The 15,777-nt window shown below is 65.1% G+C and carries 14 protein-coding genes; 4 read left to right on the top strand and 10 right to left on the bottom strand.

The genetic code is table 11. The annotated features are described in order from the left end of the window. Nucleotides 1-305 precede the first annotated feature (305 nt). A complete protein-coding gene (locus tag AC066Y_RS02110) occupies nt 306-1,922 on the top strand; it encodes a phosphoenolpyruvate carboxykinase (RefSeq protein ID WP_478272434.1) in 1,617 nt (538 codons plus the stop codon). 215 nt (nt 1,923-2,137) lie between these two features. On the opposite strand, the gene rocF is transcribed toward AC066Y_RS02110, so the two are convergent. The 4 genes from rocF to AC066Y_RS02090 form a co-directional block, all read right to left on the bottom strand. Then, nucleotides 2,138-3,115 carry an arginase gene (gene rocF / locus AC066Y_RS02105; protein WP_478272433.1) on the bottom strand — a complete coding sequence of 326 codons (978 nt, stop codon included), beginning with the start codon at nt 3,113-3,115 and terminating at the stop codon, nt 2,138-2,140. A gap of 108 nt (nt 3,116-3,223) precedes the next feature. Continuing rightward, complete coding sequence (locus AC066Y_RS02100) at nt 3,224-4,042, bottom strand: acyl-CoA thioesterase (RefSeq protein WP_478272432.1); 819 nt, start codon at nt 4,040-4,042, stop codon at nt 3,224-3,226. Then, on the bottom strand, nt 3,997-4,212 hold the full coding sequence (locus tag AC066Y_RS02095) for a hypothetical protein (RefSeq protein WP_478272431.1): 216 nt from the start codon (nt 4,210-4,212) through the stop codon (nt 3,997-3,999). The genes AC066Y_RS02100 and AC066Y_RS02095 overlap by 46 nt, the downstream gene beginning before the upstream one ends. Nucleotides 4,213-4,231: 19 nt before the next feature. Continuing rightward, nucleotides 4,232-6,778 (bottom strand): glycogen/starch/alpha-glucan phosphorylase, encoded by a 2,547-nt coding sequence (locus AC066Y_RS02090; RefSeq protein ID WP_478272430.1) that lies wholly within the window; start codon nt 6,776-6,778, stop codon nt 4,232-4,234. A 205-nt stretch (nt 6,779-6,983) separates the two neighbouring features. On the opposite strand from AC066Y_RS02090, the gene AC066Y_RS02085 reads away from it, so the two are divergent. Continuing rightward, entirely contained in the window at nt 6,984-7,217 is a 234-nt protein-coding gene (locus AC066Y_RS02085) for a hypothetical protein (protein ID WP_478272429.1), read from the top strand. A gap of 277 nt (nt 7,218-7,494) precedes the next feature. Here AC066Y_RS02085 and AC066Y_RS02080 read toward each other — a convergent pair whose 3' ends face one another. After that, the gene (locus AC066Y_RS02080; protein ID WP_478272428.1) at nt 7,495-7,788 is read right to left on the bottom strand and encodes a GIY-YIG nuclease family protein; all 294 of its coding nucleotides are present in this window, start codon (nt 7,786-7,788) and stop codon (nt 7,495-7,497) included. A 195-nt stretch (nt 7,789-7,983) separates the two neighbouring features. On the opposite strand from AC066Y_RS02080, the gene AC066Y_RS02075 reads away from it, so the two are divergent. Next, nucleotides 7,984-8,415, top strand: a complete 432-nt coding sequence (locus AC066Y_RS02075; protein ID WP_212317066.1) for a hypothetical protein — start codon at nt 7,984-7,986, stop codon at nt 8,413-8,415. A gap of 19 nt (nt 8,416-8,434) precedes the next feature. Here AC066Y_RS02075 and AC066Y_RS02070 read toward each other — a convergent pair whose 3' ends face one another. Together AC066Y_RS02070 and pyrE are read right to left on the bottom strand one after the other, a co-directional pair. Then, nucleotides 8,435-9,232 carry a DUF2865 domain-containing protein gene (locus tag AC066Y_RS02070; RefSeq protein ID WP_478272427.1) on the bottom strand — a complete coding sequence of 266 codons (798 nt, stop codon included), beginning with the start codon at nt 9,230-9,232 and terminating at the stop codon, nt 8,435-8,437. Nucleotides 9,233-9,546: 314 nt separating this feature from the next. Next, a complete protein-coding gene (pyrE, locus tag AC066Y_RS02065) occupies nt 9,547-10,110 on the bottom strand; it encodes an orotate phosphoribosyltransferase (protein WP_173639249.1) in 564 nt (187 codons plus the stop codon). 213 nt (nt 10,111-10,323) lie between these two features. Here pyrE and AC066Y_RS02060 point away from each other — a divergent pair, with 213 nt between their 5' ends. Beyond that, on the top strand, nt 10,324-10,950 hold the full coding sequence (locus AC066Y_RS02060) for a glutathione S-transferase family protein (RefSeq protein ID WP_092122897.1): 627 nt from the start codon (nt 10,324-10,326) through the stop codon (nt 10,948-10,950). A 247-nt stretch (nt 10,951-11,197) separates the two neighbouring features. On the opposite strand, the gene AC066Y_RS02055 is transcribed toward AC066Y_RS02060, so the two are convergent. The 3 genes from AC066Y_RS02055 to polA form a co-directional block, all read right to left on the bottom strand. Continuing rightward, complete coding sequence (locus AC066Y_RS02055; protein WP_478272426.1) at nt 11,198-11,833, bottom strand: LysE family translocator; 636 nt, start codon at nt 11,831-11,833, stop codon at nt 11,198-11,200. Nucleotides 11,834-11,913: 80 nt separating this feature from the next. Beyond that, nucleotides 11,914-12,546 carry a LysE family translocator gene (locus tag AC066Y_RS02050; protein ID WP_478272425.1) on the bottom strand — a complete coding sequence of 211 codons (633 nt, stop codon included), beginning with the start codon at nt 12,544-12,546 and terminating at the stop codon, nt 11,914-11,916. A 45-nt stretch (nt 12,547-12,591) separates the two neighbouring features. After that, complete coding sequence (gene polA / locus AC066Y_RS02045) at nt 12,592-15,645, bottom strand: DNA polymerase I (protein WP_478272424.1); 3,054 nt, start codon at nt 15,643-15,645, stop codon at nt 12,592-12,594. Nucleotides 15,646-15,777: the final 132 nt, after the last annotated feature.

Raw genomic sequence — 15,777 nt, 5'->3', positions numbered from 1 at the left:
TCTTTGTGCATCGCAACGCCTTGCTCGCAGCGGGAAAGGCCACGAGACGTCGCCCGATCGCCGCGAAAACAACGAGAAAGCGAAAGCAAAGCGAAAGCGTTTCGCGCTGCGGTATTTGCGCCCGATGATGTGCCCGCCTTGGAATAAACCAAAAGCCATTCGACTGGCTTGGCAAGCCCGGCGATCCCCACTATTAGGTCGCCGGACTGGGGCCGAGAGGCTATATTCTGATGACGGTCACCGCGGCGGAGCGCGACTAGCGATGTTCGCGCGAACAAGGATACGCGGGTTCGAGGAGGTTCTTCGTGCAAGAGACGGGCGTGCATAACGGTGCCTTCGGCGCCGACAAATTCGGCTTAAAAAATCTCAAGGGCGTGCATTGGAACTATGGCGCGCCGCAGCTCTACGAGCACGCGTTGCGATCAGGCGAAGCGGTGCTCTCGGCCGATGGCGCGCTTTGCGCGGATACCGGCGTGTTCACCGGCCGCAGCCCGAAGGACAAGTTCACGGTCCGCGACGGTCTCACCGACAAGAGCATGTGGTGGGCTGGCAACCAGTCGATCACCTCGGAGCAGTTCGCGACGCTCCACGCCGACTTCCTCAAGCATGCCGAAGGCATGACGCTGTTCGCGCAGGATCTCTATGGCGGCGCCGATCCGAAGCATCGCATCAAGACCCGCGTCTTCACCGAGCTTGCCTGGCACTCGCTGTTCATCCGCACGCTGCTCATTCGTCCCGAGACGTCGGAGCTCGCAAGCTTCGTGCCCGAACTCACGATCATCGATCTGCCGAGCTTCCGCGCCGATCCGAAGCGCCACGGCTGCAAGTCGGAAAACGTCGTCGCGATCGATTTCGCCCGCAAGATCGTCCTGATCGGCGGCTCGCAATATGCCGGCGAAATGAAGAAGAGCGTGTTCACCACGCTGAACTTCTATCTGCCCGAGAAGGGCGTGATGCCGATGCATTGCTCGGCCAATGTCGGCCCCGACGGCGACACCGCGATCTTCTTCGGGCTGTCCGGCACCGGCAAGACCACGCTCTCGGCCGATCCCAAGCGCACGCTGATCGGCGACGACGAGCATGGCTGGAGCGAGGACGGCGTCTTCAATTTCGAAGGCGGCTGCTACGCCAAGTGCATCAAGCTCTCCGGCGAAGCCGAGCCGGAAATCTATGCCGCCAGCAAGCGCTTCGGTGCGGTGCTGGAGAACGTCGTGCTCGGTGCCAATGATCGCGTGCCCGATTTCGACGACGGCTCGAAGACCGAGAACACCCGCTCGGCCTATCCGCTCGACTTCATTCCGAACGCCTCGCGCACCGGCTGCGCGCCGCATCCGAAGAACGTGGTGATGCTCGCCGCCGACGCCTTCGGCGTGATGCCGCCGATCGCCAAGCTGACGCCGGCGCAGGCGATGTATCACTTCCTGTCCGGCTACACCGCGAAGGTTGCCGGCACCGAGCGCGGCCTCGGCAACGAGCCGCAGCCGGAATTCTCCACCTGCTTCGGCTCGCCGTTCCTGCCGCGCGATCCGTCGGTCTACGGCAACATGCTGCGTGAGCTGATCGCCAAGCACAATGTCGATTGCTGGCTGGTCAACACCGGCTGGACCGGCGGCAAGTACGGCACCGGCCGCCGCATGCCGATCAAGGTGACCCGCGCGCTGCTCACCGCGGCGCTGAACGGCTCGCTCCGCAATGCCGACTTCCGCACCGACAAATATTTCGGCTTCGCGGTGCCGACCTCGCTGCCGGGCGTCGAGCCGCACATCCTCGATCCGATCAAGACCTGGGCCGACAAGGCCGAGTTCGACAAGACCGCGCGTGCGCTGGTCGGCATGTTCCAGAAGAACTTTGCCAAGTTCGAAGCACAGGTCGACGCCGAAGTCCGCGCCGCCGCGCCGGAAGTGAAGCTCGCGGCGGAGTAGTTCGCGCAAGCGATACGCGATTTGAAAAGGCGGCCCGCGTGGCCGCCTTTTTGTTTTTGACGTAGTCAGCGAAGCGCGCACCTTTTCGATCCGTCACCCTGAGGAGGCCGTGAAGCGGCCGTCTCGAAGGGTCGACGGCCACCAGCCGGGCCGTGCATCCTTCGAGATGCGCCTGCGGCGCTCCTCAGGATGACGGGATTGGGTTCCTCCGCGGACTACTCCCCCATCTCCGGCAGCACCGCATTGCTCGGAGTCTGCCGATCCGTGATCTGCAGGCCGAACAGGCTGCCGATCAATTCGACCGCGACGCGCGCGGTCCGGCCGCGCTCGTCGAGGAACGGATTGAGCTCGACGATATCGAGCGAGCGCACCAGTCCGGAATCGTGCAGCAGCTCCATGATGAGATGGGCTTCCCGATAGGTCGCGCCGCCCGGCACCGTGGTGCCGACGCCGGGTGCGACTTCCGGATCGAGGAAGTCGACGTCGAACGAGACATGCAGCACGCCGTTCTTGGCCTTGACGCGCTCGATGACGCGGCGGGTGAGCACGGCGACGCCGAACTCGTCGATCTGGCGCATGTCGGATATCGAGACGTTGCGCTGCCGCAGCAGCTTGCGCTCCAGCGGGTCGACCGACCGGGTGCCGATCAGTGCGAGCTGATCGGATGGGATCGAGGCGCGCGGCAATCCGCCGAGCAAATCGTCCAACCCGTCCTCACCGCACAGGAAGGCCGCCGACATGCCGTGCATGTTGCCGGTGATGGTGGTGGCCGGCGTGTTGTAGTCGGCATGGGCGTCGACCCACAGTGTGAACAGCGGGCGGCCCTTCTCCTGCCAGTAGCGTGCGACGCCGTTGATCGATCCCATCGACAGTGAGTGATCGCCGCCCATGAAGATCGGGATCGCGCCGGAATGCGCCAGCCAGTAGGCGCGCTCGGAGAGGGCGCGGGTCCAGGTCTTCACCTCGTCGTAGAACTTGGTATTCGCCGGGGCCGGGCCGTCGGCGACCACGGCCGGGATCGCAAGGTTGCCGTGGTCGTCAACCCGGAAGTCGAGCTGCTCAAGCAGGCGCGCGATGCCCGCGGTGCGCAGCGCGTCCGGGCCCATCAGCGGGCCGGGCTGCGACGCCCCGATCTCGATGGGAACGCCGAGCAAGGCGATGCGCGATGGTCTGGAATTGTCGGCTTCGGACATGCGGCAGGGCTCCCAAAGGCGTGGAACAGAAGCGACGCGCCAATGTTCCCTCAACCCTTGAAATAGGCAACCCGGTCCAATCCGGCCATGTGGATAGTTGCGCCGCGCTTATGCCTTGAAATAGGCGATCTGCGTCGTGGTGGCGAGCAGGCGGCCGGACGGCGACCACAATTCGCCGTGCTGGTCGCCGTAGCTCTTGTGGAAGGTCTTGGCGTCGGCGGTGGCGAGCACGCGGGTGGTATCCTCCGCATCCATGTCGGCGGCATCGACGTGGAAATAGGTCGTCAGCGACACCGTGCCGAACGGCACCAGCTCATGCCGCGCGTGGAACACGCGACCGAAGAACGCGTCCGACATCGACATCAGCGACAGCGCATCGAGCTTGCGCGGCACGCGGTCGGCGATCCAGAGTTTTGAATAGGGGCTCGACGGCTGCTTCGCGGCGCCGCCGCCGAGCTTCGGTTCGCCCTCGGCGAAGCGGAAATCATACTGGTTGGCCCAGGTCATCGCGAGCTTCGGATAGGGCCGCAGCTCTTCGAACGGCACCGCACCGGGAAACTCGGCGGGCTGGTGCGACCAGGACGGGCGGCGCTCGGCGAACACCGCAGTCGCCAGCGTCGTGACTTCGCCGCCGCCTTGCGTCATCTCGATCGACCAGTGCTGGCTCGAGCGATTGGCCCTGACCAGGCGGATGTCGAGATCGAACACGCCCTCGGCGACCGGCGCGCAGTAATTGACCGTCAGCGCCAGCGGATCGCCCGCGCGCTGCGGGTGCTGCATCACGGCGCGCAGAATCGTCGCGGCGGTGCAGCCGCCGAACGGGCCGACGAACGCCCAGTAGTCCGGGCTGGTCCGTCCCTGCCAGCGGCTGTCGCCGGCAGTCACAGCGGTGGCTTCATCGAAAAGGTGCGGAGCCTTGGTGAGCATGCATGACCTTGAATATGTGCTTCGTCATTGCGAGGAGCGAAGCGACGACGCAATCCATCGATCCGCATATGCCGGGCGATGGATTGCTTCGCTTCGCTCGCAATGACTGCGTGAGGTTCACTGGCAATATCGCGGGCTATCGTGCCGGATTCAATGATGTCGGACGTCATCGATTTCCGCGTCCCGGGATTACCCCTTCGCCTCGCGCTGGTTGTCGAGCTGCGGCGAGGCGCTCGGGTGCACCGGCACGTGCCAGATGTCCTCGGCATATTCGCGGATGGTGCGGTCGGAGGAGAACCATGCCATGCGCGCCACGTTGAGGATCGAGGCGCGGGTCCAGGCCGGCGGCACCTGCCAGCGCGCGTCGATGCCGCGCTGCGCGTCGTAGTAGGAATCGAAATCGGCCGAGACCATGTAGTGGTCGAGGTAGCGCAGCGCGTGCCCGATCGAGGCGAAGCGCGCGGGATCGCCCGGCGAGAACTCGCCGCTCTCGATGGCGCGGATCGCGCGCTCGAGCCGGGGCGATTTGCCGATCACGTCGCTGGCATCGAGCCCCTGCTTGCGGCGGACCATGACGTCGCCGGCCTCGAGGCCGAAGATCGCGATGTTCTCCTCGCCGACATTGTCGCGGATTTCGATATTGGCGCCGTCGAGCGTGCCGATGGTCAGTGCGCCGTTCAGCGCGAGCTTCATGTTGCCGGTGCCGGAGGCCTCCATGCCGGCGGTCGAGATCTGCTCGGAGAGATCGGCGGCGGGGATGATCACCTCGGCGAGGCTGACATTATAGTCGGCGAGGAAGGCGACCTTCAGCCTGCCGCCGAGCGAGGCGTCGTTGTTGACGATTTCGGCGACGTCGCTGATCAGCTTGATGATCAGCTTGGCGTAGCGGTAGCTCGCCGCCGCCTTGCCCGCGAAGATTTTTACGCGCGGCACCCAGTTCGCCGCCGGATCATCCTTCATCGCGTGATACAGCGCGATCGTCTCCAGGATGTTGAGCAGCTGCCGCTTGTATTCGTGGATGCGCTTGATCTGCACGTCGAACAGCGCCGACGGATCGAGCTTGATGTGGTTGCGCTCGCCGATCAGCCGCGCCAGCGCCAGCTTGTTGTGATGCTTGACGTCGCGGAAGCGCTTCTGGAATTCCAGATCGCTCGAGTGGGGCTCGAGCCGTTCGAGCAGTGAGAAGTCGTCGAGCACGGCCTCGCCGCAGGTCTCGCGCAGCAGCGCGGTCAGCCGCGGATTGGCCAGCATCAGCCAGCGGCGGAAGGTGATGCCGTTGGTCTTGTTGGTGATGCGCTGAGGATAGAGATGATGAAGGTCGTGGAACACGGTCTCCTTCATCAGGTCGGAATGCATCGCGGAGACGCCGTTGATGCGGTGCGAGCCGACGAAGGCGAGCTGGCCCATCCGCACGCGGCGGCCGCTGCGCTCGTCGATCAGCGAGACCGAGGCGCGGTATTCGATGTCGCCGGGGAAGCGCTCCTCGGCCAGCGCGAGATGGGCCACGTTGATGCGGTAGATGATCTCGAGATGCCGCGGCAGCAGCCGCTCGAACAATTCGACCGGCCAGGTCTCGAGCGCTTCCGGCAGCAGGGTGTGGTTGGTGTAGGACAGCGTCGCGACCGTGATCTTCCAGGCCTCGTCCCAGCGGAAATTGTGCAGGTCGACCAGGATGCGCATCAGCTCGGTGACCGCAAGGCTCGGATGGGTGTCGTTGAGCTGCACGGCCGCCTTCTGCGCGAGGTTGCGCAGCCCGCCGTCGGAGGCGAGATGCCGCTTCACGAGATCCTGCAACGAGGCCGAGACGAAGAAATATTCCTGGCGCAACCGGAGCTCGCGGCCCGCCGCGCTCTCGTCGTTCGGATAGAGGAATTTGCAGATCGCTTCCGCGCGCGCCTGCTCGGCGCTGGCCGAGACGTAGTCGCCGGTGTTGAAGACGTCGAGCTGGAGCGGATCGGGCGCGTGCGCCGACCAGAGCCGAAGCGCGTTGACGTGCTGGCCGCGCCAGCCGACGATCGGCGTGTCGTAGGCCATCGCCTCGACGGTTTCCGCCGGGTGCCAGGTGGCGCGGTCGCGGCCGCGGTCGTCGACATGCTCGACATGGCCGCCGAAGTGGACGTTGTAGACCACCTCAGGCCGCTGGAATTCCCAGGGGTTGCCGAAGGCGAGCCATTCGTCGGGATATTCCTGCTGCCAGCCCTGGTTCATGATCTGGCGGAACAGGCCGAAATCGTAGCGGATGCCGTAGCCGGTCGCGGGGATCGCCAGCGTCGCCATGCTCTCCATGAAGCAGGCCGCCAGCCGCCCGAGGCCGCCATTGCCGAGCGCCGCGTCCGGCTCGCATTTGCGCAGGTCCGACAGATCGACGCCGAGGTCGCCGAGCGCGGCCTCGAACAGCGGCAGCAATCCCATATTGTTCAGCGCGTCGGTGAACAGGCGGCCGATCAGGAATTCGAGCGAGAGATAATAGACGCGCTTGGAGCCGGCGTCGTAGGTCTGCTTCTCGGCCGTCAACCAGTGGTGCACGATACGGTCGCGCAGCGCCAGCGCCGCCGCCTTGTACCAGTCGCGCCTGGTCGCCATGCCGGCGTCCTTGCCGATCGCCAGCCGCAGCTTGGCGAGGATCGCGCCCTTGATCTCGGCCAGCGCCAGCTCGTCGATTGGCTGGTTCAGTGCCGGGTAGTTTGTTTGTTCGTGCAAAGCGCTCAATCCCTGCCGTTCAGACTTCCGGATCATGATGCGATCATATTGTCCGGATCATGCCCCACCCCGATGATACCCGCGTTGCACGGCAATCGAAACCGCCCGAAGCGTTGCCGTGCCTAGCGCTGCCGACATTTTATGCAAGGACCGGGCCGATTCAGGGCCTTCGGAACCGTCATTGCCGGTGCTACGATCGGCCGTGAGAGCCGGGATTTTGCGACGATTTGGCGGATGCGTAATGAGACTCCTGATCGAGATCGCGGCCGCGGCGTTGCTCATGGTGTGTATCACGGCGACGAGCGCAGCCTATGCGGCGGGCAAAGTCGGCCGCAGTGCCGACGGCCTGAGCTGCAGCTTCAGCGTGACCCAGAACGCCTCGCCGGCCGCGCGCTGCGCCGCCATCAAGCGGCAATGCGGCGGCAAGTTTGACGCGAATGCTTGCGGTGACAAGCTGCTGTCCGCAGCGAATTGAACGGTCGCACAATGCGCCTTCACGCGCGTCCAGGGACACCGTGGTGATACGGATTTCCAAGACTTAACGAGTTCTTTACAAACACAGCTGTCGCTCGTGGGGCGGGCACATTTTTCCAGCTCCGACGCATTTCATTCCGAAGCAATTTTCAACGGGCCGCTGACATTGTCAGCGGCCCGAATTGCTTTTGGGACGGGCATACGCGTGACAGAGCGATGATGTTCGCTGCCGCCTCCGTCGTCGTCCTGGCGAAAGCCAGGACCCATTACCCCAATAGTCAGATGAGGCCCGACAGGTCGTTCCAATCCGGGTTTTCAGCTTCGATCAGCTTGATCTTCCAATCGCGCTTCCAGAACTTCAGCTGCTTCTCGCGGGCGATGGCTTCCTGCGGTATGGCGAATTCCTCGAGGTGAACGAGACGGAAGATCTGATATTTGTAGACAAACTTGGATCCGCGGCCCGAGCGATGCAGTTCGAGCCGGGTGCGAACATCGCTGGTGACGCCGATGTAAAGCGTTCCGTGATGGCGGCTCGCGAGGACGTAGACGTAGTAGCTGCTTGCAGCGCTCATGGTTTGGCCCAAGCTCGCTTCACAATAACCAGTCGGGGTAATGGGTCCTGGCTTTCGCCAGGACGACGTCTGTGGGCGATCGATAAACCAATCAGAACGAATTAAGAACACTTTAGCAAGTCTTTGATATATCATTGTGATTCGGCGCCTGCGCCGACACAATATCTATGGTCTCTCAGTCTCCGCGAGGGCTACATGTCCACCATCGCCTTTGACCAATTCGCTCTGACCCGGATTGCCGATTTCGCGCGGTCGCTGTCGCGACTGCACCAGGCCTCGCGGCGCCAGCCGATCGACGACGACCAGCTCGACCGCGAGTTCAATGCGGTCTGCATGTCGATCTGGGGCTACACCACCGATGATTTCAGCGACGAGCTGTTCTCGAACGAGGATCACGCCTGGCTCGACTCGCTCGACGAGGCGCATGCGCGCATCTTCGCCGGCGAGCAGGGTTACGACCTCGTCGACGATCACGGCATGCTGACGGACTGGTGGGGCTATTGCTGGATGATCCTCGCCGAGAAGCGCGGTCTCCTCAACCCGGAGAACCGCGCCGCCGCGCGGGCCGCGATCGAGGAGAAATACATGGCCGCGCCGAACGTGATCGGCGTGATCGTGGCGCGCTGAGTGGCGCAGCTCGAAGCCGTCAGTTCGCTTCGGCCCGCTTGGCGGGCTTTGCGGCATTGCCCTTCGGCACAACAGACGTCGGCGCCGACGGCGCGACATCGCGGCTCGTCTCCGGCAGCGGCGCATCGCTGGCGATCTCGGCGCTGACAGGCGCAACCTTCATTTCGCCGAGCCGCGCGCGAACCGCCGCGGTCAACCCGGGATAGGAGGCGATCGGCGTGAAGTCGAACGACTGCTCGTTGCCGACGCGAACGCCGGTATAGGCGACGAGGCCGTCGGTGGTCGCGATCACGTCGCCGGCCTTCAGCGAGGCATCGAGCGCGAGGTCGACCGGCGCGAGCCCGGCCGGGTCGCGGCCGTTGCAGGTGCAGTCGGCGCGCAGCGCCTTGCGATAGGCGAAGGCGTTCTCACTGTCGGCGTAGCGCTCACCCGTAGCCGAGGCCGAGCTGTCGATATGGCTGCCGTAATAGACCTTGGTCGCGCTCGCGGGACAGAACGCCTGGCAGAGCTGCGCCGGCGTTGCGTTGCCGCGCATCGTCAGCGGAAAATACTTGCCGTCGCAGCTGCGCACGCAATAGGCCGGCCCGGAACCGGCCACGCGCGGCGCCGAGACCGGCGCGGATGTCTGCCGTTCCGGCTGCTGGTTGAGACCGAACGGATCGGCGAAGAAATTGGCTTGCGGCGGCGCCTGCCGGCCCTGCTGCTTCTGGGAACCGCCGAAGAAGAAGTCGAACAGCCCTTCGGCCGAGACGGGAGCGGGCACGACCAGGACGGAACCCGCAAACGCAGCGGCGGCAAGCATCACGCGGCGCCGCATGCGCCGATCACTCAACTCTGTACGCAACGCCAACTCCACCCGACGCGCCTCGCCGCGGCGACAAGGTGCCCCGGCGGATTCACCATAGTGCGTGATGGTAAACGAGCGATTGATCAGGGTGACGGGAAGAAGTCGAGATTGTGTGAACCTCGCTTACCTCGCCCCGCTTGCGGGGAGAGGTCGGAACGCATGGAGCGTAGCGCAATGCGATCCGGGTGAGGGGGTACAGGTCTCTCGACGATCGCAATTGACGAGAGAGGCCCCTCACCCCGACCCTCTCCCCGCAAGAGCGGGGCGAGGGGGAAGAAAAGACCTCAGTCCTTCAAGAACTCGCCGGCCTTGTACAGCGCGCGGAACGGCAAGCCGGCCTCGGCAAACGTTTCAGTCGCGCCTTCCTCGCGGTCGACCATGGTGAACACCAGTGCGATCTCGCCGCCGGCCTCGCGCACGGCTTCCACCGCCTTCAGCGCGGAGCCGCCGGTCGTGGTGACGTCCTCGACGATCACGATGCGCTTGCCTGCCAGCGTCTCGCCCTTGGCGAGCCCTTCGACGGCGAGCCGCGCGCCGTGCTCCTTCGGCTTCTTGCGCACGAAGAACGCCGCGATCGGATGACCCTTCAGCCAGGACAGCTGTGCAATCGCGCCGGCGAGCGGCACCGCGCCCATCTCGAGCCCGCCGACGAAATCGAGCCGGTCGTCCTTCAGCGCCTCATAGGTGAGCTCGGCGAGCAGCGCCGCGCCTTCGGGATCGAGCATCGTCGGCTTCAGGTTGAAATAGAAATCGCTCTTGCGGCCCGACGCCAAGGTGATCTCGCCGCGGCCGAACGAGCGCTTGCGGATGATCTCGGCGAGGCGGGCACGGGAGGCTGATTTGGACAAAGGCTTTTCCCTTGGGGGTTCTTTGGGGCTTCTGAAACGGCCGGCAATCTATCGGCGGTCTCCCGCACATTCCAGCGGGTAAATCCCGCCGTCAACAGTGCCCGCGCCGCCATTTTCAGCGCAGCCGTGTGCGGAAAGCGCGGTTGTGCGGCCGTTGCAATCCCCGTAAGCAGGCGCCAAACACTCGGCCAAACACTTGCACGGGAAGCGGAAATGACCATCGAGCTGCACACCTGGAACACGCCGAACGGCCGCAAGATCTCGGTGGCGCTGGAGGAAATGGGGCTGCCCTACAAGGTGATCCCGGTGAATATCGGCAAGGGCGAGCAGATGGCGCCCGCGTTCCTCGCGATCAGCCCGAACAACAAGATTCCGGCGATCGTCGATCCCGATGGGCCCGGCGGCAAGCCGGTCAGCATCTTCGAGTCCGGCGCGATCCTGCTCTATCTCGGCGAGAAGACCGGCAAGTTCCTGCCGAAGCCGCTGGCAGAGCGGATCCCGGTCTATGAGTGGCTGATGTGGCAGATGGGCGGTTTCGGCCCGATGCCGGGCCAGGTGCACCATTTCATCGCGCTGGAGAACGAGCAGGACCGCGCCTATGGCCTGAAGCGCTACATGGCCGAGACGCGGCGGCTCTACGGCGTGCTGGACCGCCGGCTGGATGGCCGCGAGTTCGTCGCCGGCGATCTGTCGGTGGCCGATTTCGCCATCCTCGGCTGGGCCTGGCGCCATCCGCGCCACAAGGTCGATCTGGCCGACTTCCCCAACGTCAAGCGCTGGTACGAGACGCTGATGGCCCGCCCGGCGACGAAGCGGGGCATGGAGGCGAAGCTGGATTGATCTTCTCCCTCGCCCCGCTCTCTTGTCCGCCGAAGCCCGCCTTCGTGCGAAGGCGGATGCGGGGAGAGGGTCGGGGTGAGGGGCTCTCTCGGCAAAGAAGTTGGAAGTTGTATTCGCGGTGGCTCCCCCTCACCCGGATCGCATCTGACGATGCGACATAGCCGAAGCCTTGCTTCGGCGTTCTTGAGGACGGCCGCCGGAGGCGGCCTATGCTCTCCCCGCAAGCGGGGCGAGGTAAGAGAGCAAGTCACGCCCGCCGCGCCTCGAGCGCCATCTTCATCGCGAGTCCAGCGAGCACCGTGCCCATCAGCCAGCGCTGCACCAGGAGCCAGGTCGGGCGGGTGCCGAGGAACACCGCGATCGAGCCGGCGGCGAGCGCGATCATCGCATTGACGCTGACGCTGATCACGATCTGGATCGAGCCGAGCGCGAGCGACTGCGTCAGCACGCTGCCGCCGGCGGGATCGATGAACTGCGGCAGCAGCGCCAGATAAAGCATCGCGATCTTCGGGTTGAGCAGGTTGGTAATGAAGCCCATCGCGAACAGTTTGCGCGGGCCGTCGACCTTCAGCGCCTTGACCTGGAACGGCGAGCGGCCGCCCGGCTTCAGCGCCTGCCACGCCAGCCAGAGCAGATAGGCGGCGCCGGCGAAACGCAGCGCGTCGTAGGCGTAGGGAATTGCAAACAGCAGCGCGGTGATGCCGAACGCCGCGCACAGCATGTAGAACACGAAGCCGAGCGCGACGCCGCCGAGCGAGACAATGCCGGCCGCCGGCCCTTGCGTGATCGAGCGCGAGATCAGGTACATCATGTTCGGTCCCGGCGTCAGCACCATGCCGAAGCAGATGAGCGCAAAGCCGAGCAGGGCGGATGTATGGGGCATGATGGGTCTCGCAAGGGGATACACGCTCTTCTTAGCGGGTCATTCGCCGCGCGACCACGTCGGAATTGTACTCCGATCAATTATCGCGGCCGGCCGGTCGTGACAGCAAACCAGATGGCAATGCCGATAAGCGCGAGCGCGAAGCCGCCGCGGATGGCCCGGCGGTTGCTGGCGACGTCGATCATCGACTGCATCGAGCCAGCCAGGGTGACGATCACCGTATGGATCAGCGTTGCGATCGCGACATAGATGAAGCTCAGCAGCAGCGTCTGCGACGTGACGGATCCGGCGTCCGGGCGAACGAATTCCGGCAGCACGGCAATATAGAACACCGCGGCCTTGGGATTGAGCAGGTTGGTGATCAGGCCACGGCGGAAGGCAGCCCACGGCTGCGCGTTCCGGTCGGCTGCTTCCGAAGCGCCATCGCGATGGCCCGACCAGGCGTCCCACGCCAGCCAAAGCAGAAAGAGCACGCCGCCCCAACGCAACACGCCATAGAGCAGTGGCGAATTGTCGATTACGGCAGCGAGCCCGAAAGCCGCGATCACGCCGTAGCTCATCAGGCCCAGTGCGATGCCGGCGACCGCGGCGAAGCCGGTGCGCATGCCGCTCGAGAGCGACAGTGCGGCGAGGTAGGTCATGTTGGGGCCGGGCGTGATCTCGATGACGAGCGCGGTCAATGCGAATGCAAGCAGCGGATGGAGGTCAGCCAACGGCCTCCCTCCGACCCGGCGATCGCCTGAAGTGTGGACCGTAGCTCAATGCGCCTCGTCCCAATTGTTCGCGGCGCGGGCGTCGACCTGCAGCGGCAGCGACAGGATCACGGCCGGGAACGGCGCGTCCTGCATCACCTTCTGCACCACCGGCAGCGTCGCCGCGACCTCGTTGTCAGGCACCTCGAAGATCAGTTCGTCATGCACCTGCAGCAGCATCTGCGCCGAGAGCTTCTTCTCGGAGAGTGCGTCCTCGACCCGGATCATGGCGCGGCGGATGATGTCGGCCGCGGTGCCCTGCAAGCGCGCGTTGATCGCGGCACGTTCGTTGAAGGCGCGCACCGAGGCGTTGGACGCCTTGATGTCGGGGTAGTAGCACTTGCGCCCGAACAGCGTCGTCACATAGCCGTTGCGGCGGCAGAAGTCCTTGGTCTCGTCCATATAGGTGCGGATGCCCGGGAAGCGCTCGAAATACTTCTTGATGTAGGCGGAGGCTTCCTCGCGCGCGATGCCGAGCTGGTTGGCGAGGCCGAACGCCGAGATGCCGTAGATGATGCCGAAATTGATCGCCTTGGCGCGGCGGCGCACCTCGCTCGGCATGTCCTTGATCCGCACACCGAACATTTCGGACGCCGTCATGGCGTGAATGTCGAGCCCGTCGCGGAACGCCTGGCGCAGCACCGGCACGTCGGCGATCTCGGCGAGCAGCCGCAGTTCGATCTGGGAGTAATCGGCCGACACCAGCTTGTGGCCCGGCGTCGCGATGAAGGCACGGCGAATCTTGCGACCGTCCTCGGTGCGCACCGGGATGTTCTGCAGGTTCGGCTCGTTCGACGACAGCCGGCCCGTCGTGGTCGCAGCCAGCGCGTAGGTGGTGTGGACGCGATGGGTCTGCGGGTTGACGTAGGTCGGCAGCGCGTCGGTGTAGGTCGATTTCAGCTTCGAGACCTGGCGCCACTCCAGAATCTTCCTCGGGAATTCGTGGCCCTGTTCGGCGAGCTCGTCGAGCACCTGCGCGGTGGTCGACCAGGCGCCGGTCTTGGTCTTGGTGCCGCCGGGCAATCCCATCTTGCCGAAGAGGATGTCGCCGATCTGCTTCGGGCTGCCGACGTTGACCGGCTCGCCGGCGATTTCCTGGATCTCTGCCTCGACCCGCGCCGCGGTCTGGGCGAAATCGCCCGACAGCCGCGACAGCACCTGGCGGTCGATCGAGATGCCGCGCCGCTCCATCCGCGCCAGCACCGACACCAGCGGCCGCTCCAGCGTCTCGTAGACCGTCGTCATCCGCTCGGCGACGAGGCGGGGCTTCAGCACCCGCCACAGCCGCAGGATCAGGTCGGCGCTTTCGGCCGCATATTCGGTGGCCTTGTCGATCGTGACCTGATCGAAGGTCAGCTTGCCCTTGCCGCTGCCGACGAGGCCGCCATAGCTGACGACGGCATGGCCGAACCAGCGCTCGGCGAGCGCCTCCAGCGCATGCGAGCCGCGGCCCGCATCGAGCGCGTAGGACATCAGCTGGGCGTCATCGATGTTGCGCAGCGTGACGCCGTGCTGCGCCAAGGTCACCGCGGTGAACTTGACGTTGAAGCCGACCTTCTGGATGCCGGCCGACTCCAGCAGCGGCTTCAGCGCCTTCAGTGCATCGGCGGTCTTGATCTGGCCGGGCGCGAGGCCCGCATCGAACAGCCCGGCGCCGCCACCGGCCTGCCGGTGGCTGAGCGGGACGTAGCAGGCATAGTTGGGCGCCAGCGCCAGCGCCAGTCCCGACAGCTCGGCCTGCATCGGGTCAATCGATTCCGACATCGCCTCGATCGCGATGTAGCCGGTGTCGTGCGCGCGCGCGACAAAGGCGTTGAGCTGGTCGAGACTGCCGATCGCGTGGTAGGCCTTGCGATCGAAGCCGGTCTTCCGGATCGCCTCGCCGCGGGCCTCGGCCAGTGTTGCCGGCGTGCCCTTCAGGCTGGAGTTCTTGTCGTCGCGTGCGCCGGTCGGCTTGGCCCTCGCAGGCGGTGCCGCGGCCGATGTCGGAGCGTCTCCGGGCGCCGGCGTCACGTCCGACGGCGGCAGCGGCGAAAACACGCTGGCGCCGCTCTTGTTGCCGGGATCGGCGTCGACATTGGCGGGGTCGATCTGCGCATAGTCGGCGACGCGGCGGGTGAGGGTGGAGAACTCCATCGCCTTGAGGAAGGCGATCAGCCGGCGCGAGTCGGGCTCGTGCACGGCGAGGTCGTCGAGCGGGACCTCGAGATCGACCTTGTCGTCGAGCAGCACGAGTTGGCGCGAGATGCGCGCCTTCTCGGCGTTCTCGAGCAGCGCCTCGCGCCGCTTCGGCTGCTTGATCTCGCCGGCGCGGAACAGCAGCTGGTCGAGATCGCCATATTCGATGATCAGCTGCGCGGCGGTCTTGATGCCGATGCCGGGCACGCCGGGCACGTTGTCGGTGGAATCGCCGGCCAGCGCCTGCACCTCGACCACCTTCTCGGGCGGCACGCCGAATTTCTCGATCACCTCGTCGCGGCCGATGCGGCGATCCTTCATCGTGTCGTACATCACGACCTTGTCGTTGACGAGCTGCATCAGATCCTTGTCCGATGACACGATCGTCGTGGTCGCGCCGCGCTCGGTGGCGAGCCGCGCATAGGTCGCGATCAGATCGTCGGCCTCGAAGCCGGCCTGCTCGAGACAGGGCAGCTCGAAGGCGCGCACCGCCTCGCGGATCAGCGCGAATTGCGGGATCAGATCGTCGGGCGCCGGCGGCCGGTGCGCCTTGTAGTCGGGATAGAGCTTGTTGCGGAACGTGATCTCCGACTTGTCGAACACGATCGCCAGATGCGTCGGCCGGTTGTCCTCCGGCATGTCGCGCAACAGCTTCCACAGCATGTTGCAGAAGCCGAGCACGGCGTTGACCTGCAGCCCGTCGGACTTGCGGTTCAGCGGCGGCAGCGCGTGATAGGCGCGGAAGATGTAGCCCGAGCCGTCGACCAAAAAGATATGGTCGCCCTTCGCCGCGGGCTTGGTAGTAACGGGCTTGGCGGCGACGGGCTTGGCTGCGGTCTGCGGGGCTGATTTGGCGGGGTCTTTGGAGGCTGTTTTCGGCATGGCCGAAACTTAGGGATTTTTGCGGAGATTGACAGCCTTTGTGTCGCTGAATCCGCCCGTGCCACACAACGAATTCGATGAATTCGAGACCCGTCATCCTGAGGAGCCTGCGAAGCAGGCGTCTCGAAGGAT

It is taken from the genome of Bradyrhizobium sp. USDA3010, from assembly GCF_056429065.1.
Note: the sequence above shows the minus strand (reverse complement) of the source record. Positions and strands in the feature narration are given on the sequence as shown.